The sequence below is a fragment of the Pyrococcus woesei genome, from assembly GCF_050496105.1.
Classification (GTDB): Archaea; Methanobacteriota_B; Thermococci; order Thermococcales; family Thermococcaceae; genus Pyrococcus; species Pyrococcus furiosus.
Map to the genome: position 1 here is coordinate 1,388,595 of NZ_CP179867.1, position 25,696 is coordinate 1,414,290.

Annotated in this window: 29 protein-coding genes; 14 read left to right on the plus strand and 15 right to left on the minus strand. The window is 38.7% G+C overall.

Annotation, left to right across the window (positions count from 1 at the left end):
* The first annotated feature begins 98 nt into the window (after positions 1-98).
* A complete protein-coding gene (locus ACMFNG_RS07725; protein ID WP_223208964.1) occupies positions 99-500 on the plus strand; it encodes a hypothetical protein in 402 nt (133 codons plus the stop codon).
* Positions 501-504: 4 nt separating this feature from the next.
* Here ACMFNG_RS07725 and ACMFNG_RS07730 read toward each other — a convergent pair whose 3' ends face one another.
* The 5 genes from ACMFNG_RS07730 to ACMFNG_RS07750 all read right to left on the minus strand — a co-directional run bounded on the left by ACMFNG_RS07730 (position 505) and on the right by ACMFNG_RS07750 (position 4,661).
* Positions 505-1,020 (minus strand): hypothetical protein, encoded by a 516-nt coding sequence (locus tag ACMFNG_RS07730; protein WP_223208965.1) that lies wholly within the window; start codon positions 1,018-1,020, stop codon positions 505-507.
* A 370-nt stretch (positions 1,021-1,390) separates the two neighbouring features.
* Positions 1,391-2,605, minus strand: coding sequence for an RNA-guided endonuclease InsQ/TnpB family protein (locus ACMFNG_RS07735; RefSeq protein WP_011012152.1), 1,215 nt, complete (start codon positions 2,603-2,605; stop codon positions 1,391-1,393).
* Entirely contained in the window at positions 2,595-2,759 is a 165-nt protein-coding gene (locus ACMFNG_RS07740) for a hypothetical protein (protein WP_164490361.1), read from the minus strand. The genes ACMFNG_RS07735 and ACMFNG_RS07740 overlap by 11 nt, the downstream gene beginning before the upstream one ends.
* 424 nt (positions 2,760-3,183) lie before the next feature.
* On the minus strand, positions 3,184-3,867 hold the full coding sequence (locus tag ACMFNG_RS07745) for a fumarylacetoacetate hydrolase family protein (RefSeq protein ID WP_011012154.1): 684 nt from the start codon (positions 3,865-3,867) through the stop codon (positions 3,184-3,186).
* A gap of 5 nt (positions 3,868-3,872) precedes the next feature.
* Positions 3,873-4,661 (minus strand): nitrilase, encoded by a 789-nt coding sequence (locus tag ACMFNG_RS07750; RefSeq protein WP_011012155.1) that lies wholly within the window; start codon positions 4,659-4,661, stop codon positions 3,873-3,875.
* Between the two features lie 409 nt (positions 4,662-5,070).
* Here ACMFNG_RS07750 and ACMFNG_RS07755 point away from each other — a divergent pair, with 409 nt between their 5' ends.
* The 3 genes from ACMFNG_RS07755 (at position 5,071) to ACMFNG_RS07765 (ending at position 7,707) form a co-directional block, all read left to right on the plus strand.
* Positions 5,071-5,724, plus strand: coding sequence for a metallophosphoesterase (locus tag ACMFNG_RS07755; protein WP_011012157.1), 654 nt, complete (start codon positions 5,071-5,073; stop codon positions 5,722-5,724).
* A 71-nt stretch (positions 5,725-5,795) separates the two neighbouring features.
* Positions 5,796-7,034: an inorganic phosphate transporter gene (locus tag ACMFNG_RS07760; RefSeq protein ID WP_011012158.1), complete on the plus strand. Its 1,239-nt coding sequence runs from the start codon at positions 5,796-5,798 to the stop codon at positions 7,032-7,034.
* A gap of 4 nt (positions 7,035-7,038) precedes the next feature.
* Positions 7,039-7,707 (plus strand): TIGR00153 family protein, encoded by a 669-nt coding sequence (locus ACMFNG_RS07765; RefSeq protein WP_011012159.1) that lies wholly within the window; start codon positions 7,039-7,041, stop codon positions 7,705-7,707.
* Between the two features lie 6 nt (positions 7,708-7,713).
* Here the strand turns inward: ACMFNG_RS07765 and ACMFNG_RS07770 are convergent, their stop codons facing one another.
* Entirely contained in the window at positions 7,714-7,941 is a 228-nt protein-coding gene (locus ACMFNG_RS07770) for an Lrp/AsnC family transcriptional regulator (protein WP_011012160.1), read from the minus strand.
* A 112-nt stretch (positions 7,942-8,053) separates the two neighbouring features.
* On the opposite strand from ACMFNG_RS07770, the gene cysS reads away from it, so the two are divergent.
* A complete protein-coding gene (gene cysS / locus ACMFNG_RS07775) occupies positions 8,054-9,487 on the plus strand; it encodes a cysteine--tRNA ligase (protein ID WP_014835307.1) in 1,434 nt (477 codons plus the stop codon).
* On the opposite strand, the gene ACMFNG_RS07780 is transcribed toward cysS, so the two are convergent.
* From ACMFNG_RS07780 to ACMFNG_RS07790, 3 genes are all read right to left on the minus strand, one after another.
* Positions 9,484-10,542 carry a hypothetical protein gene (locus tag ACMFNG_RS07780; protein ID WP_011012162.1) on the minus strand — a complete coding sequence of 353 codons (1,059 nt, stop codon included), beginning with the start codon at positions 10,540-10,542 and terminating at the stop codon, positions 9,484-9,486. The genes cysS and ACMFNG_RS07780 overlap by 4 nt on opposite strands.
* An 87-nt stretch (positions 10,543-10,629) precedes the next feature.
* Positions 10,630-11,937 carry an NAD(P)-dependent malic enzyme gene (locus ACMFNG_RS07785; protein WP_011012163.1) on the minus strand — a complete coding sequence of 436 codons (1,308 nt, stop codon included), beginning with the start codon at positions 11,935-11,937 and terminating at the stop codon, positions 10,630-10,632.
* Between the two features lie 46 nt (positions 11,938-11,983).
* The gene (locus ACMFNG_RS07790; RefSeq protein ID WP_011012164.1) at positions 11,984-13,105 is read right to left on the minus strand and encodes a TRM11 family SAM-dependent methyltransferase; all 1,122 of its coding nucleotides are present in this window, start codon (positions 13,103-13,105) and stop codon (positions 11,984-11,986) included.
* Between the two features lie 103 nt (positions 13,106-13,208).
* Here ACMFNG_RS07790 and ACMFNG_RS07795 point away from each other — a divergent pair, with 103 nt between their 5' ends.
* The 3 genes from ACMFNG_RS07795 to metG are packed head-to-tail and all read left to right on the plus strand — an operon-like array spanning position 13,209 to position 17,274.
* Positions 13,209-14,171 carry a hypothetical protein gene (locus tag ACMFNG_RS07795; RefSeq protein ID WP_011012165.1) on the plus strand — a complete coding sequence of 321 codons (963 nt, stop codon included), beginning with the start codon at positions 13,209-13,211 and terminating at the stop codon, positions 14,169-14,171.
* 4 nt (positions 14,172-14,175) lie between these two features.
* Positions 14,176-15,024 carry a helix-turn-helix transcriptional regulator gene (locus ACMFNG_RS07800; protein ID WP_011012166.1) on the plus strand — a complete coding sequence of 283 codons (849 nt, stop codon included), beginning with the start codon at positions 14,176-14,178 and terminating at the stop codon, positions 15,022-15,024.
* A 36-nt stretch (positions 15,025-15,060) separates the two neighbouring features.
* Complete coding sequence (gene metG, locus ACMFNG_RS07805; RefSeq protein ID WP_288071836.1) at positions 15,061-17,274, plus strand: methionine--tRNA ligase; 2,214 nt, start codon at positions 15,061-15,063, stop codon at positions 17,272-17,274.
* Here metG and cutA read toward each other — a convergent pair.
* From cutA to pyrE, 4 genes are all read right to left on the minus strand, one after another.
* A complete protein-coding gene (gene cutA / locus ACMFNG_RS07810) occupies positions 17,267-17,578 on the minus strand; it encodes a divalent-cation tolerance protein CutA (protein ID WP_011012168.1) in 312 nt (103 codons plus the stop codon). The two genes, metG and cutA, sit on opposite strands and share 8 nt — an antisense overlap.
* Before the next feature lie 5 nt (positions 17,579-17,583).
* Complete coding sequence (locus tag ACMFNG_RS07815) at positions 17,584-18,747, minus strand: 60S ribosomal export protein NMD3 (protein WP_014835310.1); 1,164 nt, start codon at positions 18,745-18,747, stop codon at positions 17,584-17,586.
* A gap of 68 nt (positions 18,748-18,815) precedes the next feature.
* A complete protein-coding gene (locus ACMFNG_RS07820) occupies positions 18,816-19,466 on the minus strand; it encodes a peroxiredoxin (RefSeq protein WP_011012170.1) in 651 nt (216 codons plus the stop codon).
* Between the two features lie 134 nt (positions 19,467-19,600).
* Positions 19,601-20,149 carry an orotate phosphoribosyltransferase gene (gene pyrE / locus ACMFNG_RS07825; RefSeq protein ID WP_011012171.1) on the minus strand — a complete coding sequence of 183 codons (549 nt, stop codon included), beginning with the start codon at positions 20,147-20,149 and terminating at the stop codon, positions 19,601-19,603.
* Positions 20,150-20,347: 198 nt separating this feature from the next.
* On the opposite strand from pyrE, the gene ACMFNG_RS07830 reads away from it, so the two are divergent.
* The 3 genes from ACMFNG_RS07830 (at position 20,348) to ACMFNG_RS07840 (ending at position 21,326) form a co-directional block, all read left to right on the plus strand.
* A complete protein-coding gene (locus ACMFNG_RS07830; RefSeq protein WP_011012172.1) occupies positions 20,348-20,641 on the plus strand; it encodes a 50S ribosomal protein L21e in 294 nt (97 codons plus the stop codon).
* Positions 20,642-20,647: 6 nt separating this feature from the next.
* Positions 20,648-21,010 (plus strand): RNA polymerase Rpb4 family protein, encoded by a 363-nt coding sequence (locus ACMFNG_RS07835; protein WP_011012173.1) that lies wholly within the window; start codon positions 20,648-20,650, stop codon positions 21,008-21,010.
* Positions 21,011-21,107: 97 nt separating this feature from the next.
* Positions 21,108-21,326, plus strand: a complete 219-nt coding sequence (locus tag ACMFNG_RS07840) for a hypothetical protein (protein ID WP_011012174.1) — start codon at positions 21,108-21,110, stop codon at positions 21,324-21,326.
* Here the strand turns inward: ACMFNG_RS07840 and ACMFNG_RS07845 are convergent.
* The gene (locus tag ACMFNG_RS07845) at positions 21,315-21,932 is read right to left on the minus strand and encodes a hypothetical protein (RefSeq protein ID WP_011012175.1); all 618 of its coding nucleotides are present in this window, start codon (positions 21,930-21,932) and stop codon (positions 21,315-21,317) included. The genes ACMFNG_RS07840 and ACMFNG_RS07845 overlap by 12 nt on opposite strands.
* A gap of 70 nt (positions 21,933-22,002) precedes the next feature.
* Between ACMFNG_RS07845 and ACMFNG_RS07850 the strand changes: the two genes are divergently transcribed.
* Both ACMFNG_RS07850 and ACMFNG_RS07855 read left to right on the plus strand, forming a co-directional pair.
* Positions 22,003-22,758, plus strand: a complete 756-nt coding sequence (locus ACMFNG_RS07850) for a geranylgeranylglyceryl/heptaprenylglyceryl phosphate synthase (RefSeq protein WP_011012176.1) — start codon at positions 22,003-22,005, stop codon at positions 22,756-22,758.
* Positions 22,755-23,183 carry a GIY-YIG nuclease family protein gene (locus tag ACMFNG_RS07855; protein WP_011012177.1) on the plus strand — a complete coding sequence of 143 codons (429 nt, stop codon included), beginning with the start codon at positions 22,755-22,757 and terminating at the stop codon, positions 23,181-23,183. Before ACMFNG_RS07850 ends, ACMFNG_RS07855 begins: the two co-directional genes overlap by 4 nt.
* Here ACMFNG_RS07855 and ACMFNG_RS07860 read toward each other — a convergent pair.
* A complete protein-coding gene (locus tag ACMFNG_RS07860; protein WP_014835312.1) occupies positions 23,137-24,945 on the minus strand; it encodes a PINc/VapC family ATPase in 1,809 nt (602 codons plus the stop codon). The two genes, ACMFNG_RS07855 and ACMFNG_RS07860, sit on opposite strands and share 47 nt — an antisense overlap.
* A 98-nt stretch (positions 24,946-25,043) precedes the next feature.
* Here ACMFNG_RS07860 and ACMFNG_RS07865 point away from each other — a divergent pair, with 98 nt between their 5' ends.
* Entirely contained in the window at positions 25,044-25,646 is a 603-nt protein-coding gene (locus ACMFNG_RS07865) for a ferritin family protein (RefSeq protein ID WP_011012179.1), read from the plus strand.
* Positions 25,647-25,696: the final 50 nt, after the last annotated feature.

A 25,696-nucleotide genomic window follows, 5' to 3' on the forward strand; every position in this document is an offset into this window, starting at 1 on the left:
TTTTTCGATTACTACATCCCACCCTAAAGGACGAGGCCTTCAAAAGAAAAAAGTTAAGACCTCCAATAAACTTTTTTAAATTGTATTTCATATATTTAATGGGATGGTTCATGAGGAGGGTTAGTGTTATCATCCTAACAATAGCTATTTTCCTCGCTATAGGGCTTGCTGTGGATTACATAACTTCTACCTATGGAAGTATCAACTACGAGTGGAAGACTAGTTTTAAGAACTACCACACCTATAACTTAGCAGGAAACTCTGTTTTAAACGGCTACATTATGGCAGATGGAAATATAAGTGTGTACATCCTTACAAAAGAGGACTTCAAAAAGATGAAGAATGGTGAATTTTTCAGCTATTATAAAGCCTGGGAGAAAGTGCAGAGCGTGGAATTCAACAGCATTAAAATACCTAGTGGAGAACATATTCTAGTCGTTAAAAATGAAGGACAGGGAAGAAGATGGATCTCAGCGAAGATTGTAAACAAGAAGGAGTAGCGCCCTAAGAGGTCACATTAATCCTTCTGTACTCAATGACCATCCTCAGCCCTTCCTGCTGAATTATGATTCTTTTTGGCAGCTTTCCGTTGAGTTCTACGGTGTAGGCTGGAAGTCCAGGAGTTTTAGGGGTCAAGAGAAGCTTATTGCCATTCTTTGTGACGTTGAAGGAGTTGAGATTATTTAATATCAACGCAAAGGGATCGAGGGCATTGACATCATCAAGAGTCGCGTTCAGAGTGAAAGTTCCACTAGATGTAATTACTGTCTGAATGCCGTTTTCTATTATGATTTTCTGAGCCAAGGAGCCATTAACATAATCCTCCCTAATAATTTTATCAGGCTTTGTGAAAGAGACACGGCTCTCGAACGTCTGGTTGTTGATTTTGATGGTTTCCTGGGCGGTGAAAGATGTAATTGATGACCAGTAAGATAAGACATCTATTGTTGAGTGATGGATAGATATACAGCCACCACCCGCCAGAACTACCAAAATGACAAACAACACTCTCTTTCTCATACCCCCTCCCCTCCACGGTTTCAGATATGCAAAGACATACGTCATTTGTCCTTAATTCCCTCATTCTCCTTTATCCCCCTCCAACACAAGAGTAACATGAAAGCTCCCATTATAAATGGAATAAGCGGAAACCTATAGAAGATCAAACCTGAGAGAATTACAGAGGTTACAATACATATGAGACTCATTCTGAGAACTCCCACTGTCCACAATAAGAAAACGGTGAGACTGGAGATGACATAAATAGAACTCATTGAAGTTAAGCGGCTGTAAATGAGATATGAGTTCAGGAATAATGAGGAAATGACAATTATAATCCAGTCAATCGTACGCTTAAATTTCTCTGGGAGAGACATCATAACAAGTAAGACTACTGCAACAAAAGAGCCCTCCTCAGCCGCCGCATAAAGTAACCGTTCTGGTCAGCCGTGATTTGTGTAATGTCGATACGGCTGACCTTCCACCCTCCCTTCTTCATCGGGTGGCTTTCGGGGGGAACGGTGACTCCCCACATCTTCAAGGCTTTCAAGCGAACATTCCAACTTCCAACAACATCCCTATCAGCCTCAAAACCACATTTGCATTTCAAAACCCTGTGCCCATTCGGGCTTAACTTACCCCCACATATCGGGCACAGGGTGGAAGTATAAGCGGGGTTAACGAAAATAACTTTTATACCCCTTAATTTCGCCTTGTATTCGATTATGCGCTGGAGTTTCCTAAAACTCCAGCGATGAAGACGACCATTCAATTCAGCCGAATACCTAATTGAATCCCTTATTTCTGTTAAATCCTCCAAGGCAATACCACCGTATTTCTCAGCCAATTCAACAATTTTATTGGCTAATTTGTGATAAAGGTCATCCACTCTATTCCTCTCCCTACTCCCATACTTTTCGAGAAGCTCTTCCCTCTTCTTTCCAACCCTAAGATTCTTCTGAATCTTTCTCCGCTTTACAAAATAGCCAGTCCTTATCTCCCTCTCATGGGTAATTATTTGGATAAACTCACCCTTTGGAAGGCAGAGCGTTACATTATTCTCATTCAAATCCACGCCGATAAAGTTTTCAGGCTCTCTAATTTCAACCTCTCTGGAGAATACAACGTTAATGAAGAGACCTTTTGGAGTCTTTACTAGCCAAGCTTGGCCTACCTTCCAACCCTTAAACTTCTCGTGATATTTTGCTGGATAGAATTCTAACTCAATCCTTCCACTCGGAGTGGAGAGTTTTACTATTCTTTTTTCAAAGTCTAGCTTGAAGAGATGATCGTCGAGCATTATAACTTCCTTCTTGAAAACTGGCTTACCCTTAGCCTTACCCCTCCTCTTGCGGTAACCCCTGTAAATTTTAGTAGCCATATCTATGGCTGTATAGTGATAGTGGCTTGGTAATTCAGGATACTCCTTGCGGAGGTTTTTGTACGTTTCCTTTTTAAGCCTATAAAAGCTAGTAATGTTGTTTTCATATGCATAAGAAATTAGAAAGTTCACAATCTCCCGATAAGTCGAGAAGAGAACATCTAACCCATTAGGTATCTCCTTGAGTTTGAATTTTGCAGTAAGTTTAATTGTTTCACTCGGCATTTTCTAGCTCCTTCTTGGTTTTTCTGATCCACATTTTTATGGCCTCGCTTATTGCCGCTCCAAGAACCCCCTTTCGTGTCCCGTATTTTAGGGCAACAAGTCTTCTGAATTCTTCTTCTAAATCATCATCAATCACTATAGTCATCTTCCCCACATACATCCACCACCATACATATGGCTCTAGAAGTTTATAAACTTTTTGACGATACAAACCACCCAAACTTAACGCTTTTAACTATCTATAAAACAGCCCATAAGAATAGACAGAAGTAGTCACGTCTGTGCGTATTCTTAATTTTCCGCGTTGTCAAGGCAGAAATTATGAAAAAGAAAAGGGAATCCACCAAGAGTCCTTTCAAATTCATGTCACATTCTATTACGATTGTCCCAAGTTCAAGTAGTTTACGGCATAGGTACTCAACGTCCCGTTCACAAATATTTTGCTCAATTTTGAGCAGATCTTTAATCGCTCCCAGACGCTCTTGCCAACAAACCCCAGTGCAAAAATGCAGGCAAGCTACATGACAGATTTAAGGCACGAAACATCATTTCCACAAATATCATAAACAAAAAATTAGTCAGCATAAGATAGAATCCTCAGCTAAAACGTCGAACTCGACCTTTCCTATTCCTTCTATCCACGCCTCAATGTGGTCACCATGCCTCAATGACCCTACCCCAGGAGGAGTTCCAGTAGCAATTATATCTCCCGGCTCGAGGGTCATTATATTAGATATGTATTCGATGAGCTGAGGAATCTTGAATATCATCTGGCTAGTCCTTCCAAGCTGTCTAACTTCCCCGTTAACTTTTAGTCCTATCTCCAAGTCTGAGGGATCTAGCTCTCTCTTGTCAACTATCCTCGGACCAACGGGAGCAAATGTGTCAAACCCCTTAGATACAGTCCATGGGTGTCCCATTTTTCTAGCTTTCTCCTGAAGATCCCTAGCGGTTATGTCGAGAATAATTGTATAACCCAACACATAGTCAAAAGCCTTTTCTGCAGGAACTTTCTTGGCTTTCTTCCCTATAATTACTCCCAATTCTACTTCGTGGTCTACTCTCTTGCTAATCTTTGGAAGTATAATGGGCTCTCCTGGGCCAATTAGTGCTGAAGGAGGCTTAAGAAATATTATGGGCTCGGTGGGTGGATTGTCACCCATCTCTTTTGCATGCTCTGCATAGTTCTTTGCTAGAGCTATTATCTTGGTTGGCCTTAGCTCATAATAGCTATCTCTAAAAGGAAGCCTAACAAAACTCATGCTCATCACCTAAAGTAATATTCCGGCCTCCTATCCTTGAAGATATCATTTAAATCGTTTATCCTCTTGTTTCTTACTAATGAGATGTCTACTTCTGCAACTCCCACCTCTTCTTCAGTTTCGCTTCCCATGGCTAGAACTTCCGCTTTTGGAGAGGCAATCAAGCTTTTTCCAATGAATCTTAGCCCTCTTTCTTCTCCTACTCTATCTGCAGTTATTATATATACCCTGTTTTCAAGAGCCCTTATGGGCATGGCTCTAGGAGCATAGGGCATAACTAAATTGGCTGGATGAGCTATAATATCCGCTCCTTTCAAGGCAAGAGTTCTGGCAGATTCAGGGAAAAACCAATCGAAGCATATCATAATTCCTACTCTTATAAACCCCAGGTCAAATACATTAAAGCCAAGATCCCCCGGGTCAAAGAATACCTTCTCCCTATAAAAGAGGTGGATCTTTCTATATTTTCCCAGGTAGCCAGTGGGACCTACGAGAACTGCTGAATTGTATAAGCGATCGTTATATTTTTCAGCAGTACCTGCCACAATGTAGACCTCTAAATCTCCAGCAAGGTCCATGAGAAAGGTAGTTGTTTCTCCTTCAGGTATTCTTTGAGCTATTTCAAATACTTCATCTCTGCTTTCAAAATTGTATCCAGTGTCAAAAAGCTCAGGGAGAACTATGAGTTTAGCTTCTCTCTTTGCTGCCTCTTTTACTAATTTTTCAGCCTTTGAGAGATTCTTGTCAAGTTCAAGTATTTTAGGTTCCATTTGCACATAGGCAACCTTAACCATGATAACCCCCCATATCTAGTTGCTTATTTAGTATTTCAATGTTTAGATTATAAGAAAAACTCTCAGATCTCCTAAGATCACATTTTTTCAATTCTGTTAGTTGCCTTGCCAATAAAATAGTTTTAAGATGACAAAAGATTGAAAATTTTTTGTGTCTGTATCGCATTCAATGATTATAATCAAATAACCAGCCAATTAAGCAAAATGTCCTAAGAACTTGGGGAAAATGTAAAAACCAATAAAACTTAAAAATTGACTTAGAAGGTAAAAATTGGGAAAATAAGGAGGTGATGATCATGAAGAGGAGACCAAGGAAATGGAAAAAGAAAGGTAGAATGAGGTGGAAGTGGATTAAGAAGAGAATAAGGAGGCTGAAGAGACAGAGGAAGAAAGAGAGAGGTCTAATCTGATGGCTTTTTTTGAAGATTTTTCCCTTTATTCTTTAGAATTTGAAACATCTTTAGGAAAAACTCTAATTTTTGCAGATCCTCATCTCGGTTTTGAAATAGCTAAAGGTGTTAGAATTAGGTCGAGGTTAGAAGAAAAACTTGCAAATTTTATAAAATCCAAGAATCCAGATGCAATAATAATATTAGGAGATATAAAGGAGGAAATTGGACTGAGCAGTTTTACTCGAAAGATTTTGATGTCGTTCTTTTTAGAGCTTAAAGATTACATAGTAATAATCACAAAGGGAAATCATGATGGGAGAATAGAAGAAGTCACTAAAAACTTCGATAACATAAATGTTGTCGAATACTATTTGCTCGATGACGTTCTATTTTTTCATGGTCACAAAGTTGCACCTCCAATAGAGTTTAAGATTGCATTTTTAGGCCATGCTCACCCTGTTATTTATGTAAACGTTAAAGGAATTAAGAAAAAAGCAAAATGTTTCATAAAAGCTGGAAGGTATGTAGTTTTGCCAACAATAAATCCCTTTTACGAGGGAATTGAGACCAAACAAGCGATAAAAATGATTCCTACGCTCAAAGAAGTAAAAACAGTTGATGTAGTTATTCCCCCTGGGATTTACCTAGGCCAATATACCATAGATATCTAATCAACGATCTATATAGAATACTGAGCTATATATTTTCTATAGCGGTAAAATATTTATTTGGAGGGAAACACATGCAACTGGGGTTCGCCATGCTTGCTGATCCAATTTTGTTAATTACGATACTTTTGGGATTTGCAATGGCCTGGGCAATAGGTGCAAATGATGCTGCTAATTCCATGAGCACCGCCGTAGGTGCAGGAGCAATAACACCCAGACAGGCCGTGATAATTGCTGGAGTTCTTGAATTTATGGGAGCTTATTTCTTTGGAAAGACAGTTACAGAGACAATTAGAAAAGGCATCATCGATCCCTCAAAAATTACAGATCCAAATGTCTTAATATTTGGCTCAATAGCGGCATTAATTGGTGCAACAATATGGCTAGTAATCGCAACAAAATATGGACTTCCAGTATCTACTACTCACTCAATAATAGGGGGGATAGTGGGTTATGGAATTGTTTATGGAGGAATGTCAATAGTAAATTGGGATAAGATGATTAAAGTAGTTCTCAGTTGGATACTCTCCCCAATCGTCGGAGCAATCTTTGCATACCTAGTATTCAGAGCGCTAAGTAAAACGGTTCTTCAAAGCAAGGACCCTGTGAAAAGTGCAAAGAGATGGTCTCCATTCTGGATAGGGCTAGCATTTGTGGTCATTGGAACAATGTTCTACATAAAGGTTCTACACGGTAATTCATTACTTGAAGGATTTCTCAAATACGGAATGCCAGCTGGAATTCTAACATTCATAGTAGTCTCCTTAATATTGGAAAAGAGATTTCCAGCCACTGATCCCTATCTTGGAGCTGAGAGAGTATTTAGAAGGGTGCAGGTTATAACATCAGCATACGTTGCACTTGCCCACGGAGCAAACGACGTTGCTAATGCAATAGGACCAGTGGCAGCAGTTTATACAGTGGCAATGTTCGGTCTTGCTGGAGCAAAGGTGCCAGTTCCAAGGTGGATATTGGCCCTTGGAGGACTGGGAATAGCAATAGGTGTCGCAACTTATGGATATAAAGTTATGGAAACCGTTGGAAAGAAAATAACAGAGCTGACAAACACTAGAGGGTTTACAATAGACTTTTCAGCAGCTACGGTAGTTTTGATTGCCTCTTGGTTGGGGATGCCAATATCTACTACTCACACAGTAGTTGGTGCCGTAATTGGAGTTGGTCTTGCAAGAGGAATAAAAGCGATAAACAAGGATATAGTTAAGGACATAATAATCTCGTGGTTCGTTACAGTTCCAGCTGCAGGAGTAATAGCTGGAATAATATTTAAGGCCTTAATGATGTTAATGGGGTGATACCATGCAGGTTTGGACGAAACTCTTTGCTAAAAGTCCATTCAAGCCTCTTATAAAGCATGCAGAGGTTGTAGTTGAGACTGTAGAAACATTGGAAAAAGCCTTAGAGGCATGGGCTAAGGGAGATTACGAAAAAATGAAGGAGCTTGCAGTGGAAGTTGACAGACTTGAGGATGTTGCTGATAGAATAAAGATGGAACTTAGGGAAAGCATAACTGCAAAGCTCTTAATGCCCGTTCAGAGGAGTGATGTTCTAGAATACCTCCACATGCAGGATAAAATAGCTGATGCTGCTGAAGATACAGCTAAGTGGCTACTGGTGAGAGATAGAGGGAATGTGCCTGAAGACATCAAAGATATTATTCTAAAAATGGGAAAAGAGAGCATAAGAGCAGCAAAGTTAGTTTATGAAGCAATAAAGCAGATGGACATGGTAGTAGAGAGTGGATTTTCTGAGAATGAAATAAAGAAAGAATACGACCTCATAAGGCAAATAGAGGAAGTAGAAAACAAAATTGATGGTCTAGACACCAAACTTATGAGACTAGTCTTAAATGCTAACATTAGCTGGACTGAAGGGATATACCTCCTTAATATAGGCAGAACTATAAGCAACATTTCAGATAAAGCAAAGGATGCCGCAGAAAGAATAAGAATAATGATGAGTAAATAAAAGAGATCAGATGGCAATCATAGTCGAAGTCATCTGAACTTCTGGCATCTTTCTTATCTTTTCTGTTATAAACTGGTCAAGGTCTTTTAGAGTGTCGGTCTCTACCTTAACTATTAGGTCGTATTCTCCATAGACTACGTAGGCTTCTTTAACTTCTGGCATAGCTAGTAATTTCTCCATAACTTCTCTTTCCTTACCAGCTGCCGTTACCATCAAGATAAAGGCTGTAACCACTTTTCATCACCAAATTAACTTACGCTCTCTAGTATTTAAATGTTGCCTTTGCTTGCCCTCATCGACACTCTAATAAATAGCCAAAACTAATACTGTGCCCAGGGGGAAGAATATGCTCAAGGTTTACAATACCTTAACGAAACAAAAGGAAGAATTTAAGCCCCTAAGGGAAGGAGAAGTGAAAATGTACGTGTGTGGTCCCACAGTTTATGATTATCCTCACTTGGGACATGCAAGGACATACATAGCCTTTGACGTGATCAGGAGATATTTAGAACATAAAGGATACACCGTACTTATGGTGATGAACTTTACGGATATAGATGACAAGATAATCAAAAGAGCAAGAGAGACGGGAGAAGACCCAAAAGAGCTAGCTGAGAGATTTATAAAAATATTCCTTGAAGATATGGAAGCATTAAAGGTAAAGCCTGCAGATATTTATCCTAGGGTTACAGATCACATAGACGATATTATAGAGTTCATTGGGAAGCTTAAGGAAAAGGGATATGCTTATGAGGGAAGTGATGGAATTTACTTTGAAGTTAAAAAGTTTCCAGAATACGGAAAGCTTAGCGGAGTAAAAATTGAGGATCTCCAAAAAGGAGCAAGAGTTGAACCTGGTGAAGGGAAGAAAAACCCTGAAGATTTCGCCCTATGGAAAAAAGCAAAGCCAGGAGAACCCAAGTGGGATAGTCCATGGGGAGAGGGGAGACCTGGATGGCATATTGAATGTTCAGTCATGAGCAGTAAGTATCTTGGAGAAAGCTTTGATATTCATGGAGGAGGAAATGACTTAATATTCCCCCATCATGAAAATGAAATAGCTCAAAGCGAAGCATGCTTTGGTCATGAATGGGTTAAGTATTGGTTACATACAGGATTTGTTATGGTAAAAGGAGAAAAGATGAGCAAGAGTTTAGGAAACTTCGTCACAATACGAGAATTATTAAAGAGATACGAACCAGAGGTGATAAGGTTCTTTGTTCTACAAAAGCACTATCGTTCTCCCCTTGAATATACAGAAGAAGGACTTCAACACGCAAAGAATAATCTACAGAGGCTTTACAATACCCTTGAAAACATAAGAGTCGCACTAAGGAATGCCGAAATATCTTATACCTGGGGAGAACTGGAATTCAAGACATATGAGATAATTAGAGAAGGGAAAAGAAAATTCTATGAAGCTATGGATGACGATTTTAATACAGCAGAAGCTCTTAAAGCAGTTTTTGAGGTAGCTAATGCAATAAATAAGTATCTAACGGAGGCTAATAAGCCGAAAGAGTCAATACTTAGGAAGGCTCTCGAATTCTTTAAGATCGTTAGTGAAGTTTTCGGAGTATTTGAAGATTATTTCAGAGAGGAAACAAAAGAACGTGAAGAATCCGAAAAATTAATTGAACTCTTAGTAGAGGTCAGAAAACAACTTAGAAAGGAAAAGAGATACGAGTTGGCAGATATGATTCGAGAAGAGCTTAAAAAATTAGGCATACAATTAGAAGATAGGGGAAGCGAAACAACTTGGAAGAGAATTATAACCTAGTAAATGTCCTTTTCAATGATCACAATAGCTCTCCCTATAGAAATAGGATTTCCTTGACTTCTAATTTCTTCTTCGACATTCTTTATTAGCTTCTTAATTTCATCAGACAGCTTAAGTTCGTCAATACTTCTGGATGTTCTCTCAATTCCTATAAATATCTGATAAGATGAGCCTACTTTTGATAGCTTCGCCCAATTAACTTTTATTCCCTTAATTGTTCTATCTATATTTGCTTTTACTTTCTCTTCAATTTTACGCTTGTTAATTCTGCTTTCGCTATCCAAATCCTTAATGCTCGATATTATCTCCCTAATACCACTTTCTTCAATTATTCTTTCAACTTCTGCCTCAACTTGTCTTCTTCTTATCTTTATTTTGTGTGGGATTTCCTCTCGTAGATTAATTTCTACAACTCTTCCTCCCTTTATCTCGACTGGAAGTTCTTCAATTTTAATTTTTGGAATTTCCTCAGTATGGACAATTTCCAGTCCCTTAATGTTAATTCGGGCAGGAAAACCAACTATCTCTCTTATAAGTTTTGAAAAATTGCTCCTTATTGCCTCTCTCAATTCATTTTCTGGCTTACTTGAGTACCCATATACCTCCACATCTACTGATAAAATGTCTCTTCCTGTACTCCCACTTACCAACCTACAGGTTGCATCTAAAAGCTCTATTGATAACCCCAGTCGTCGATAAGCGAATTTTGCAAATTCAACTATGGCATTAAGAATTTTAAGATAAAGTTCGGATGGAGCGACTAGAGAGTATGAGAACTCTACAACCTTTGGAATATATTTTTCAGCCCTATCTACTTGACTCACTTTAGGCTCACTCATAAATAGATCAAGAAATTCAAACTTATCCACCTCACAAACCTTAACATCTTGAAGAACATCTTGTGATGAGGAAGATTTTACTAGCGTTCCATTAGAGTAAAAGAGGACTGGGTACTCTCCTGAGAATACCACTATTAGCTTATTAGGCCAATTTCTACTTACTATCGAGGTAATTTCCAAAACGCTCGCCTGGTCTAATTTAAGAAGCTCATGCACTATATATCCCCCCAGGTGATAAATAAGGATTTCAAAAAATATAAAATTTTCTGAATATAAAATAGACTTCACAAGGTTAGAAAGAGTTTAAGTAATGTACTGTTTCCTTCTTTCATTTAAGGGCTCAATGAGTGCGGCATAAAATTCACGGAGCTTCCTAGTATGCTCTTCTACCCACTCCCCAGATAGCTTTCTTCTAGCTACACCATCCCTAATTGCTTGTTCTGCAACTGCTCTGGCTTCTTTTGGATAAACGTCGGGATGTAGTGGAGAGGGTATTATGTAGTCCTCACTAAGTTCTTCATCGCTCACAACAGATGCTATTGCCTCAGCCGCTGCAATGTTCATATTTAAAGTTATATCGGTAGCCCTAACATCTAGTGCCCCCCTAAATATCCCAGGAAAGCCCAAGACATTGTTTATTTGGTTTGGATAGTCACTCCTCCCCGTGGCCACTATTTTTGCCCCAGCCTTTTTCGCATCTTCTGGCATAATTTCTGGAATTGGATTCGCCATTGCAAACACTATGGGATCATCGGCCATTTTCTTTATCATCCAGGGTTTTACTATTCCTCCTACGCTTACTCCAATAAAAACATCAGCACCCTCCATAGCTTTTGCCAAATCTCCTTGAACCCCATGAATGTTGAACCTTGCGACTTCCTCTTTGTAAGGATTCATGTTTTCTTTTCTCCCTTCATAGATTATTCCAGCTCTATCAACAAGCAATATTTCTTTAACCCCAACATGATGGAGCAACTTTGCTATTGCGATTCCAGCAGCTCCAGCTCCACTTATAGCAACTTTTATCTCGTTGAATTTTTTGCCCACTAACTTTAATGCGTTAATTAGACCCGCTAAAGTTACTACAGCAGTTCCATGTTGATCATCGTGAAATACGGGAATATCAAGCTCTCTCTTCAACCTCATTTCAATTTCGAAGCATCTTGGAGCGGAGATATCTTCTAGGTTTATCCCGCCAAATCCCTTTGATATAAGCTTTATTGTTTCCACGATTTTCTCGACATCCTGTGTGTCAATTAAGATAGGAAACGCATCTATTCCAGCTAGAGCTTTAAAGAGAACACATTTACCTTCCATAACTGGCATTCCTGCCAGAACACCTATGTTTCCTAATCCCAAGATTGCCGATCCGTCTGTAACGACGGCAACTGTATTTGGAATTATAGTGTAATCTTCATAGTTTCCCTTCTTTGCAATTACTTTACATGGCTCCGCTACTCCTGGGGTATATGCTAAGCTCAAATCATAGAAATCTCTAAGAGGAACCTTTGGTATCACTTCAATTTTTCCATTCCCTGGGAAATTATTTCTGTGATACTCCAACGCATCTTGAGCAAGCTTCCTTCTTTGTTCCTCAGTGATCCTAGCCATATCACTTTCACCCAGGAACAATGAGCCAGGTAGGATAAAAGCATTGCTAGTATCTAATCACGTATATATCTCTTCCAATCCTATGCTTTTCATCAATATCTAAAATGGAATACTCAACCTTAAACCCAAGTTCCTCTAACCAGGGTCTATTTCTCCTATAAACTCCTCCCTCAGCTAAATTAAATGCGGGAAATACGAAAACTACTTTAGCATTTCTCTTAAGAACATCAGAAAAGCTTTCAAAGGCTTGATAATATAACCGATCCAATTGTTTTGCTATTTTAATGGCCTCCTCCCTTGTTGGCTTAGTTTTTAGTGGTCGACCCATATACGGTTCTGTAATTATAGCATCAAATCTAGTTCTAAAGCACTTTTTTAGCCTTCTAACGTCACAAACCCTCAAACTTGCGTTCTGTTTTATCCTAAACTCCTTTCTGATCCATTCAATGTTTTTTCTTGCATCATTTATTCTTTCCTGACTTATGTCACTCCCATATGCAATTAAACCTTGAAGGAGGAGTTCAACTAAAATAGTTCCAGTACCACAAAACGGATCTAGAACGTTTCCCTTTCTAACTTCTGAGAGATTTATCATTATCCTAGCTAGCCTAGGGGGAATTGAAAGAGTAGGTCTAACTATGGGTCTCTCTACATCCAATTTTTTAAGTTCAAAGGGATTTGTAATCCTTATCGTTTCCCCCACCAGAACTCTGTCCTTATCTACAAACAAAAATACCACATCTTTGACTTCTGGAAATCCTTTTAGAATTAATTCGCTAGGCATAGAATAAACGTTAGCAGGTTTAAAGAATTTAGAAGAATCTTTCCTCTTAAAAACTGCTTTAACTTGAGATCCAAGTTTTCTCCACGCTTTCCAATCTTCTTTCCCATATAAGCTCACTGTAAACAATTTTGAGTATTCGAGATTCTCTATTGTATCTAAGCCTTCTCCTACAATTCTCACTAACTTTAAAGCTCCCCCTAACCACTTAAACTTTTTTTCTATTTCTTCTTTAGCCTGGATTATAGCAAAACTTTTGTTTGGACCATAAAAACGGATCTCTAATATTCTTACCCCTAACTTAAACCTCTTTGAGAAGGCCTTTAGCTCATAAAGTCCAAGCTCAGGATTTTTTCCAAAGATAATCGCATATTTTTCTACTTTCATAGCCTTTGTCCCTTTACACCATCTTAGGATCTCCCTTTAAAAAATTTATAACAACCTGGGAATTTTTAAAAAGGCTAAAAACAACAATTGAAAGGGAAGGATAATGGTAAGATACGTTATTCCGCTCATGTTAGTAACACTTATCGTTAATTTAGTATTTGCACTTCCAGAAAGTTACGATACTAATGCTCTCCTTAGACTTTATGACACTAATAAGGAGATTCTTTCCAAGTTTGATTATACCCCTGAGATAAAGAGAGAAGAAATAACCTCGGAGTTAGAGCATGACAATTTAGTATTTGCCTTCGAAAAACTTTCAAAATTAAGTCTAACAACTATCCACATTCTGGAATCCAAAGAGGGCACAATAGACAGCAAAGAAATTTTAGAGGCTAGAATAAGCAGAGTTGAATACTACTTGAATTTACTTCCCTCTAATAGGAAAACTCTTAAGATAAAAGAAAAGATTAACGCTGCGAAAGAAGAGCTGAAGAATGGAAAAATCGAAATAGCAACAAACTATACAAGTGAAGCTTACAGATTATTAGATGATGTATTAACTTCAGGCGAACCTCTAGAAATCGATCCCAAAACAAGAGCTATAATCCTGCTAGAAAAGTTTAATAGGACTATAATATATGCAACTCAAATTTTCATAGCATCTGGAAGCAATACAAGCTACGAAGCACTATATCTTCAGAAATTAATCGAAAGATGTGATAAATTGATAGAGTCAGAAAGATATTTAGAGGCCCTTTATGAGCTGGAAGGAAACATTGGATATGTAGAAATGTTTCAGAATGAGCTTGAGTCAATTTACGTTGATTACATTAAAAATAGATTCGAAACAGAAAGAAAAGAATACTTGATACAACTTATGCTTTCTCTGAATCGAATAAAATCACTGGTCAAGGAAGCCGAGAAAATAGAACTTGTAGAAATAGCATCTGCGGACTTAAATCTCGCTTTAAAAGATGTAAATTTGGGCAGGTATGAAACAGCTTACCTAAGAGTGAGAAGAGCTTCAAAAATTCTAGACTACCTGGTCAGAACTATGGAGGTGTGACAGTATGAAAAAAATGTTGCTCCTCTTAATGGTTCTATTTTTCCTTATATCTTCCCCTGTTAGCGCTTCATATATCACAAAGAACTTCACACTAATTGTATGGAAAGATAACAGTATTACAATTGATCAAACAATTATTCCTCAGGATTATGCAATTCACATTAAGGTTCCTACATTGTCAGATAAGGCCTCTAATATACTAGTTCTCTCTGAGAATGGTACAGTCCTCCCTTATATCTATTCAGAGGGTTATATCACACTTGACGTATCAACCCTAAGGTCTGTAAGAATAGTGTATACAATAGAGAACTTTTCTCATAAAAAGGGGGCTGTATGGTATTTAAATGTCTCACTTGAAGTGCCCGCCACGATAGTTTTTCCAAACGATACTGTTATAGTAAGTGTCTCTGATATACCAATTAAACTTGAGCACAACAAAGTGCTCATTGGACCTGGAAATATAACCATATATTACACCTATGAGTCAATTATAGCTCCTAAAAATAGGGGATTTACAAAATACATATTGATGGGAGTCAGTCTTTTGCTAGTTTTTGTGTTCTTTACTATAAGAAAAGATAGGAAAGAAAGGAAAAAGAAACACTTTGAAGACACCTTAAACAAAATTGCTAAAGAGTATAATTTAAATGACGAAGAAGTAAATGCGCTTAGGTTTTTATTAAGTATGGGAGGAAAAGCCAGCCAGTCTGAGCTTAGGAAAGCGTTAGACCTCCCAAAAACAACGACGTGGAGAATGGTTAAAAGGCTAGAACAAATGGGGCTTATAAAGGTATATAAAGTTGGAAGAGAGAATTGGATTGAGCTCTCGGAGGATATGCAAAAATTAATATAAAGCATGTAGTTTAAAATAACCCATCGTAATATTTAAATTTGTCAATTTCAGAAAGAGCACAAAGGAGGTGATAAAATGGTAAGATATATGGTTACAGCCGCTTTACCGTATGCTAATGGACCAATTCATGCGGGGCATTTAGCCGGAGCTTATTTGCCAGCTGATATTTTTGTAAGATATCTAAGGCTCAAAGGAGAAGATGTTGTGTTCATATGTGGGACTGATGAACATGGAACTCCAATTTCTTTTAGAGCATTAAATGAGAAGAGAAGTCCCAGGGAAATTGTTGATGAGTTTCATGAACACATAAAAACAGCATTTCAGAGGGTCAAGATAAGCTTTGATTACTTTGGAAGAACGGAGCTTCCAGTTCACTATAGGCTAAGTCAAGAATTCTTCCTGAAAGCTTTAGAAAATGGCTATCTTGTGAAGAAAGTAACAAAACAAGCATATTGTGAGCACGACAAAAGATTTCTTCCAGATAGATTCGTTATTGGGACATGTCCATACTGTGGAGCAGAAAACCAAAGAGGAGATCAGTGTGAGGTATGTGGGAGACCTCTTACGCCTGAAATTCTAATAGAACCTAGATGTGCCTTCTGTAAGAATCCAATAACCTTTAGAGAATCCACTCATTACTACATAAAAATGCAGGAGTTTGAAGAGAAACTTAAAGAGTGGATAAAGGAGAAAGATTGGAAGCCAAATGTAAAGAATATGGTGCTGGGATGGATAGAAGAAGGATTGGAAGAAAGAGCTATAACGAGAGATCTAGATTGGGGAATTCCAGTTCCTTTGGATGAAGAAGACATGAAGAATAAAGTGCTGTACGTTTGGTTTGAAGCTCCTATTGGATATATTTCACTTACGATAGAATACTTCAAGAGAATCGGAAAACCAAATGAGTGGAAGAAATACTGGTTGAATTTAGATGGTCAAACTAGGGTTATCCACTTTATTGGAAAAGACAACATACCATTCCACGCGATATTCTGGCCGGCATTTCTCATGGCCTATGGAAAGTATAAGGATGAAGAAGTTGAGGCAGAATGGAATCTTCCCTATGATATCCCAGCAAATGAGTATTTAACACTAGAAGGAAAGAAGTTCTCAACAAGCAGAAACTGGGCTATATGGATTCATGAATTCCTTGATGTCTTCCCGGCAGATTATCTTAGGTATTATTTGACCTCAATAATGCCTGAAACTAGAGATTCAGACTTTAGCTTTGCAGAGTTCAAGACAAAGATCAATGAGGAGCTTGTCAATGTTCTTGGCAACTTTGTGTACAGAGCGCTAACCTTCGTTAACAGATACTTCGATGGAATAGTTCCTGAAAGAGGAGAGCTAGATGAATTGGATAGGCAAGCCTTAGAGGAAATTGAAAAAACGTTTGAAGAAGTTGGCAAGCTTATAAGGGAGTACAGATTTAAAGATGCCTTAAAGAAGGTTATGAATCTAGCAGGTTTTGGCAACAGATACTTTGATTACAAAGAGCCATGGAAGACAATAAAGGAGGATAAAACAAGAACAGGCACTACAATTAACATTTCCCTACAAATAGTGAAGGCCCTGGGAATATTATTAGAACCCTTCCTTCCCGATGCAAGCGAAAAGATATGGCATTTCCTAAACCTAGAGGAAGTTAAAACGTGGAGATTTACAGAGCTCCCAGCTGGACATAAAGTGAGAAAGCCTGAAATATTGTTCAAGAAAGTATCCGATGACCAGATAATTTACTTTATCCTTAACTACATGGGAAGGAACAATCCAGACGCTGCAAGAGAATTGCTCGAAAAGTATTACAAACTTGAAGATGTGGAGAAAGTTGCAATAGAAAAATTTGGAGAAGAGGACGGAAGATTCATGCTTAAGAAAATATTTAAAGAGAAATACAAGGGAGAAAAAAAGGGTGAGCAAAAAATGCAATACGTAAGCTTTGAGGAGTTTTCAAAGATTGATCTTAGGATAGGAAAGATCGTTGAAGTTCAAGACCATCCAAATGCAGATAAGCTTTATGTGGTAAAGGTAGATCTTGGAGGGGAGATTAGAACTCTAGTTGCAGGACTCAAAAAGTACTATAAACCAGAAGAGTTGCTAAACAGATATGTTGTTATAGTGGCGAACTTAGAACCTAAGAAGCTAAGAGGAGTTGAGAGCCAAGGAATGCTACTAGCCGCGGATGATGGTGAGAAAGTTGCACTGTTAATGCCAGATAAGGAAGTAAAGCTGGGAGCAAAAGTTAGGTAGATTTCGTTTCCTCCAATAACCATTTTAAGTATTCCTCGTTTACATCCTCTACATTAATTTTTATTATTGCTGGGACAGTGTATGGATGGAGCTCTTTTATTCTCTTTTTGACTTCCTCCCAAAGATCTTCCCTAGTCTTTAAAATCACTCCAATCTCGTTATCTTCTTCGATCTTACCTTGCCACCAGTAAAAAGCCTTATGTTCTCTCAGATTAGCACATGCAACAAGCCTCTCTTCTAAAAGAGCCTTTGTAACTTTTTCTGCACTTTCCCAGGTAGGAAAAGTTGTATATATAATTATCATCTTACTCATTCTTCACCCTCCTTTTCCTTTATGTAAAATCTCCCCTTAACTTTAACGAGCCTATACAATTGTCCTTCTTCTAGATTAACCCCTGGTTTTAAAACTTCAAAGGTTTCATATGTTGACATATCCATGAACTGAGCTTCTCTAGGGGTTTGACTTATTAAGAGAGCCTTTTTCTCTTCATGCTCCGCCTTATCAATTTTTTCCCTCTTTATTGTTTTCCAGTCATAATGCTGGCTTTCCCAGGTTTCTAAGTTCTTGAGCCTCATTCCTTTTCCACTAACGTTTTCTACCTTGTATATTCTACCGTGTCTATCCTCTACTATATCTCCCCTCCTGAACTTTGGAAGCCTTACTGTAACGCTGGTCCTGTATACCTCTTTGCTTGTCATTCTATCTAGCCCGACTAACTCGTACGCTTCACTTATCTCTCCTCCGAAGTGCTCCCTTATTACATTTGCAAGCTTTCTAGCGGCACTTGTGGAGCCCATGTAGAAGTCAATTCCCTCCTCTTTCTCTATGGTATCTTGGATAAACCCCATTCTGTCCTTTTTCATTATCTCATCAACCTTTTCCTGAACTAATTTTGTTACTGCTTCTCTCTCCTCTTTAGTGAATTCCCTGTCCTCAACTCTCACTTGAAGAATAGCCTCATAATAGCCCGCTAAAAATCTTTGGCACCTGGGACAAACAGTTTGCCTAACATATACAGTTGTCTCCTTTATTTCATCATGAGGTTCAAGTTGTAGTTCATGCAACCTTGCCTTTACCCTTACCCTATAAACTATTACTGCGGGAAAGTACTGGATATGATAGTCAACAGGAATAAAACCCACAAATGCCTTTCCCACTGGAATATTGTTTATATTTTCAAGTTCTTCCCAAGGAACAACTTCAAATTCCTTAACTTTATCTAAAGATTCCTCCAATGCTTCAAGCAAGGCATTTTCAGCCACTTCAAATATCAAGCTTTCTAGCTCGTAATTTTGCGGATCTATCCATACTCCCCTCTTTTTATAACTTCCACAGTTTTGACATAATTCAGTATTAATTTCAGAGGGAAGAAGCAAAACTGGGTTCTCCTTCCTGAAGCAGACTTGACACAACCCATTAATCAAGGGTCCGCCTTCTTCTTCCGATATTCCACATCTATAGCATACCCTCATTGTCATCTCGAAAGAATGTAAGATGCCAAGTTAAAAATATTACTTCAGAAAAGATAATAAAAGAGAGATCACTCAAGCTTCTTGTAGCAGAACCACCAGTCATAGCATTCAATTTCTCCCTTTGCCTTGGCTTCTTCACGCTCTTTTATCTGCTCAACACTGCTTGCAGGTGGAACAATGACCTTGTCTCCAATGAGCTCGTTGTTTGGCCACTTGTGCGGAAGAGCAACTCCCTTCTCAGTGCTTATCTTGAGGGCCTTGACTAATCTGAGAATCTCATCCCAATCTCTTCCTACTTCAGCCGGGTAGTAAACTATAGCCCTTATTATTCCCTTGTCATCAACTATGAACACAGCTCTCGCTGTTATTGTTGAACCACTTGGAATCATTCCTAGTTTTTCTGCTAAATCTCCCCTATCATCAGCTATAACTGGGAACTCGATTTCAACTCCAAGCTTCTCCTTAATCCACTCCATCCACTTGAGGTGGCTAAATACCTGATCTACACTTAGGCCTATTGGCTCGACCCCTAGTTCTCTAAACTTTTCAAGCCTAATTTGAAGCCCATAAAACTCGGTTGTACACACTGGAGTAAAGTCTGCTGGGTGGCTGAATAACATAAACCATTTCCCTTGCTTTGTGAAGTGGTCTGGAAGCTTTATCACTCCATGTGTAGTTTTTACCTCAACTTCTGGAAACTTTTCTCCTATCACTATCATTTTGCATTCCTCCTAAGTTTTGTTTTCAATAAGAACTAATATAGTTCGAATATATAAACTTTTCGGTTTGCCTAATAAGATACAAATTAGAGAACAATATTAAGAAAGTAGCAAAGCAAAAAGAAAGAGAAAAGTCACTCAGAAGAGACTCCAGCAGCTTCAAATAATTCATGAACCAAAACTAGAGGATAAAGCTTGAATCCTTCTTTTTCTATGGCCTCTTTGGCACCTTCTTCTCTATCTACCACAACGAATATCCCAGTTATCTCTGCCCCAGCTTCTTTCAGTATTTTTGCAGCTCTTAATACGCTTCCTCCAGTTGTAGTTACATCTTCAACTAGAAGAACCCTATCCCCTTCTTTTACTTCTCCTTCTATCTGCCTTCCAGTTCCATGTTCTTTCTTTTTCTTTCTTACAATTAGCAAGGGCCTATCTGTCTCCAACGCTAAGGCTGTTGCAATTGGAACGGCTCCAAGCTCTGGACCTGCTACTTTATCAAACTGAATTCCTTCTTCTTCTGCCTTCTCTTTGATTAGTCTTGCTATTAATCGAAGGGCTTTGGGATTCGTTATGAGCTTCTTTATATCTATGTAATAGGAGCTCTCCTTCCCTGAAGTTAAAATAAAGTGGCCAAACTTTATGCATTCTTCTTCAAGTATCATCCTTATTAGTTCTTCCTTCATAGTGAACCCTCAGAATAAGTTATGCTTAACTTTAAAAATTTAGATGGGAGATATTATACTCGACTTTGCTTTGGGATAAATCTTTATAAATACCTGACCTTTCAACATGGGTGAAGGGTAAGGGGGTAAGCACCGTCTCTAAGATATGGTTTTGTCTAATCTAATTTCCTAAAATTTGTTAATAGGAGGGTGGTAAATATGGTTCAAAAGGCTCACAGCTTTAGGAGAAAAACTAGGAAGAAGCTTAGTAAACATCCTAGAAGGAGAGGGCTTCCACCTCTAACTAGATTTCTCCAAGAGTTTGAAGTAGGACAGAGAGTTCATATTGTTATAGAGCCCAGTTATCACAAAGGAATGCCAGATCCAAGATTTCACGGAAGAACTGGGACAGTGGTGGGGAAGAGGGGAGAAGCCTACATCGTGGAAATTAAAGACGGGAGCAAGGTAAAGACGCTCTTCATTCATCCAGTACATCTCAGACCACAGAAGTGACGGGCTATGATAGGGAGAGGCAAACTCGGGGAAAAGTACATAACGATAGCTGAAGCAAAGGAATTATTACTAAAAAGGCGCGAAGAAGAAGTAAAAGCTGGAATAGAGGAACCTCTATACTATGAAGCGAGGTTAGCTTTAGAACATGCTGAAAGATTTGCAAAGCTTCCAGCAGATAAGGCCAAAGAGGCAGTAGAGGAGCTTATGAATGCCTTTGAATGGATGAGTGACAGAATTGCCTGCAAAATAGTTGACATCATGCCAGAAGACAGTATGGATCTAAGAGTTATATTTGCCAAGGAAGAATATCAACCAACACAGGAAGAGATGAAGCAAATCTTAGATATCCTTGACAAGTATAGAGAGTGACTATTCCTCCCGGTTTTTTCCTTAAATTTTTCTTATTACTCTGGCGAATGGAAACGGTTTTATATCCCTTTTTCTAACTAAACTATGGGTGAAATTTATGAAAAACATTGTTGTAGACATTAGAGTCCCCTATGACAAAAAAGGAGAAATTATCAAAAAGTTAAGCAAACTAATTAAAGATAAGGTTGCGAAGGCAAAGTTGCTCCCTCCAGATGCTTTTGGATACAATGAGATAATTTTGGAAGTTCTAGATGACAAGATCCTAAGAGAATTAAGAAAATTAAGAATTAAGAACGCTAAAATATTAAGCCATTAAAATGTTCTCCAATATTTTGACTGCTTCAGTAATTCTTTTTTCCGGTTTTTCATCAGATTTTGGTAGTTCTAAGTTGATGACAACTTTCTCCTCTCTCCCTTCTTCCTCAATATCGTATACCTCAATTTCTTCAATATCTACGCTCTCAAAGAAAGCTTCAAGTTCGGGAGCTATGATTTTTCTGTTTCCTTCACCATATACCTCTACTCTTACTATGTCTTCTCTTGATGAGACTATTATCGCTATTTCGAAATCCCCCACTTTCTTTACAAACTTTACAGCCTCACCATAACCAAATTGCTCCTCTCTAAACCCCATTTCAAGTAACGCTTTCCTAATTCTTTCTACCTTACTCTTCATTTTCCTGAGTATTCTCTCTCTAAGTTTTATGCTCTCTTCCAGAGCCTTCTTTATAGCTTCACCAACCTTCTCTATATCTCCCTCCCACACACCAACTAATTTTATACCTGAGCTAGTGGCTTTAATTTCGAGTTTAATCTCGCTGGTGTCAAATTCAGATAAGTCATCAATTTTAAGCTCGCCAAGGCGAAGAATATCAAACTCTATGCGAACCAGCCTTCCAAAAGTACTGCCCTTAAATTTCATAGGGGCTCACCTAATGAGAAACTTAGGATATTATTTAAAAACATTGCTAATGAGGAGAATAGGGATGGTTATGAAAATCGGGAAAGTAGAAAGATATATTCATGAAAAGCTTGAGAAGAAGAGACTGCACTTCGTTCTAATAGATCCAGATGACACTTCACCCGAGGTTGCTGGGAAACTCGCCAGAGTATGCGAGGAGCTTGAAATTGATGCAATAATGGTTGGAGGATCTACAGGAGCGGAAGGAGAAACGCTAGATGAGGTTGTTAAAGCTATAAAGGAGAATTATTCTCTTCCTGTCATTCTCTTCCCAGGATCTCACGGCGGAATTAGTAAATATGCAGATGCAATATTCTTCATGAGCTTGCTAAACTCCAGAAATCCCTTTTTCATAACAGGTGCTCAAGCCCTGGGGGCATTTAGAGTCAAGAAGTATAACCTAGAGCCGATTCCAATGGCCTATATAATAGTTGAACCGGGAGAGACTGCAGGTTGGGTTGGAGATGCAAAACCAATTCCACGACATAAGCCAAAAATAGCAGCTGCCTATGCTTTAGCTGGACAGTATCTAGGAATGAGACTTGTATATCTTGAGGCAGGAAGCGGAGCTCCGCAACCCGTTCCAGAGACGATGGTAGCAACCGTGAAAAAAGCAATAGATGTTCCTCTAATAGTCGGAGGAGGGATAAGGAGTGGAGAACAAGTAAGAAAATTGGTCAAGGCTGGAGCAGATATTATAGTTACAGGAACTGCAATTGAAAGCGCTGGAAGCATAGAAGAAGCGAGGAAAAAACTTGAAGATCTTAGAAGAGGGGTTTCCATTTGAGAGGAGCCTATATTTTACTTCTTTATCTTCCAAGAAACTCTATTATAAAAACTAAAGGGAAAGTATTTAGGCTTAAGAAAGGATATTACGCTTATGTCGGTTCTGGAATGAATTCTCTGGAAGGTAGAGTTCTTCGTCATCTTAGAAAGGATAAAAAGTTGCACTGGCATATAGATTATCTAACTTTGATCGCAACTCCACTAAAGGCTTATCTCGTACCCTCTCCAGTAAGAATAGAAGAAGAGCTATCTAAATCCCTCAATATGGTGGGAAAAGTAGTTAAAGGCTTCGGTTCTTCCGACCTCTCTGTTCCTGGGAATTTATTCTTCTTTGACAAAGATCCTTCAGAAAAAATTGAAGAAATAGTGTGGGCATTCCTCAGTAGGAAGCCCAAATCTGATGACCTTCGTCAAGATACCTCTTAAGGAGCTTGCCAACAGGAGAATTCTTTCCGACTTTGACTACCCCTTTCTTGCTTGGAGTAGCTGTGAATATATATTCATTATCTGCATAAAACCTTAAAGGTCTTCTGGCATAGTCTGGGGACACTCTTAGTACTATACTCTTCTTTTTCTCCTCAACTTCTACTGGGATTTTTTCCCCAGGCTTCTCTGGAGCTTTCTCTGAAAAACTCTTTACATCAATGCTAATTCCGAGCCTATTTTCAAGCTCTTGTATCCTTTTTCCTTTCTTCCCAATAATCAAAGGTATATCGAATTCGTCAGCGTATATAACTGCCTTGTGAGGGCTTACGACTTCTACTTCAGTGTATACATCTGGTAAAAACCTCTGGATTTCCTGTTTGAGCTTTTTCTCAGCCAACTTTAGCGCTGGAGCCTTTTCTTCTTTCTTTATTGGGACGACGCTTACTTCTTCTCCGAACGTATAAATCTCGTATTCTAGTTGGCCCGTTTCGAAGTCCCTAACCTCAATTACAGGCCTTGCTAAGTCCTCTTCTTTCATTCCAGTGGGGACTTTGACTTTGTATTCGAGTGTTAGAACCTTGGCAACTCTTCCATCTTTGATAAAGATCACAGTATCCACTATTTGAGGTATCATTCCAAGCTCTACTCTTCCGATGAATCTTTGAATAGCATCTATAGGCTTGGTAGCATGCACTACTCCTACCATCCCTACCCCGGCAAGTCTTAGATCGGCGTAAATAAGGAAATCGCTGGTCTTCCTCATTTCATCAAAAATTGTATAATCAGGCCTTACTAAGAGAAGAACGTCTCCAGTCTTCTCCATACTTCCTCCCAGAGCTGTGTACTGAGTAATTTCTTCAGAGACATTCAAATCCCTGGGCTTTTCCATAGTCTTAACTATCTTACCCATGGATGCATACCACTCTGCCAATGCTTGAACAAATGTTGTTTTTCCAGCTCCAGGAGGTCCTGCTACTAGTATTCCCTCAGCTCTTTCCCTAAGCCTCTCCAAGAGCTTTTCACTTAGCTGGTAATCCTCTATACTAAGCTTCTTAATTGGTCTCACGGCAGTTATCTCTATTCTATCAGAGAAGGGAGGCCTCGCTATTACAATTCTATAGTTCCTTAGTTGGACTACCGTAGCACCAGGTTCATCAAGCTCAATGAAACTTTCGGGATCTCTTCTAGCTCTCTCTACAATATCATCAGCTATTTCCTCCAGTTCGTCCTCACTGAGAGGCTCGTCTCTTATTGGCACTAATTTCCAATTCCCTGGTCTTCCCTTCTTTGCCAGGGGTTTTATTCCTGCTTTTAAGTGAACGCTCATGGTTTCCTCGTCAAAGAAATCTTCGAGTCTCATTCTTGGCTCTCTTTTAGCTTCGAGGTAGATTACATCAATACCCTTTGCTATGGCGATGTCTCTCTGAATTTGATCACCAGTTACTAGAACTCCGTTAAGTTCTCTGGCAACCTCCCTTACCATGTTATCAATTTCTCCAGACTTCGCCCTTCTTATTTGCCACAAATCTGGTCTCTCTCCGTAGAATTCCAGAAGTATTTTTCCTTCATTAGCTATCTCTCTAAGTTTCTTCAACTCTTCTAGTCCTGTATGCCCTATTGCCTTTCCCGCATTAGCTTGATGCTCTATTTCAGCTACTACAGCCTCAGGAACCACTACCTTTACCTTTTCTTTCAATCTCTCCAAGTATTGGGTCAATCTCCCATCTACTATCACGCTAGTGTCTGGAACTAAGACCTTCATCTCGCTCACCTTCCTTATCTCGCATCTCTTAATTCTCTTTATATGCATTTACCTAAAATTTTTAAGCACTAAAAGTTATTAAAATTTGGTGATGAAAAATGAAGCTCATTGAAATAATTAAAGAGCTAAAAAATATGGAAGAAGAAGCATTTAAAAGTTATCTAGAGTTAATCAAGAATCTTAGAGATCCAGAAGATGCTGACCTCAAAAGAATAACTTTAAGGTTAGCTGTAGATAAAATCTTCCACAGGGAACTTATGGAGGCCATAGAAAGGGCCTACGAAAAATCAGTTAAATTGATAAGAGACAACATTGAGCCTTATTACCCAGAACTAGAACCCATAAGAGAATCCCTCCTAGAGCTTGATCAAGGACTAGCTCTAATTCCTGGAGTTCCAGCGTTGTTACTACCTCTAGATCTTGGAAAGTTAGGTAGGAGAATACCAACGGAGGATATCCTGGCAGAGATCATCAAGTCATTGCCTGAACCTTCAATAATCCCAGAGGAGAAGAGAGAAGAAATTAAAGGAAACTTAGAAAAGGTCACGAGCATTGAAGAGGAAATGATAGACAAGTATACCAAGCTTCACGAAAAAGCATTTCATCCAGTAATTAAGGATCTGACAAGCTCTATAATTCAGAATGAGAATCAGCACAAAGCTCTACTTTTAAAGTTAAAAGAGAGAATAGAATCCGAATAGCTTTTGCGGAGGTATTCCTTCTTACTTATCATATTGACAATTTTAGTAAA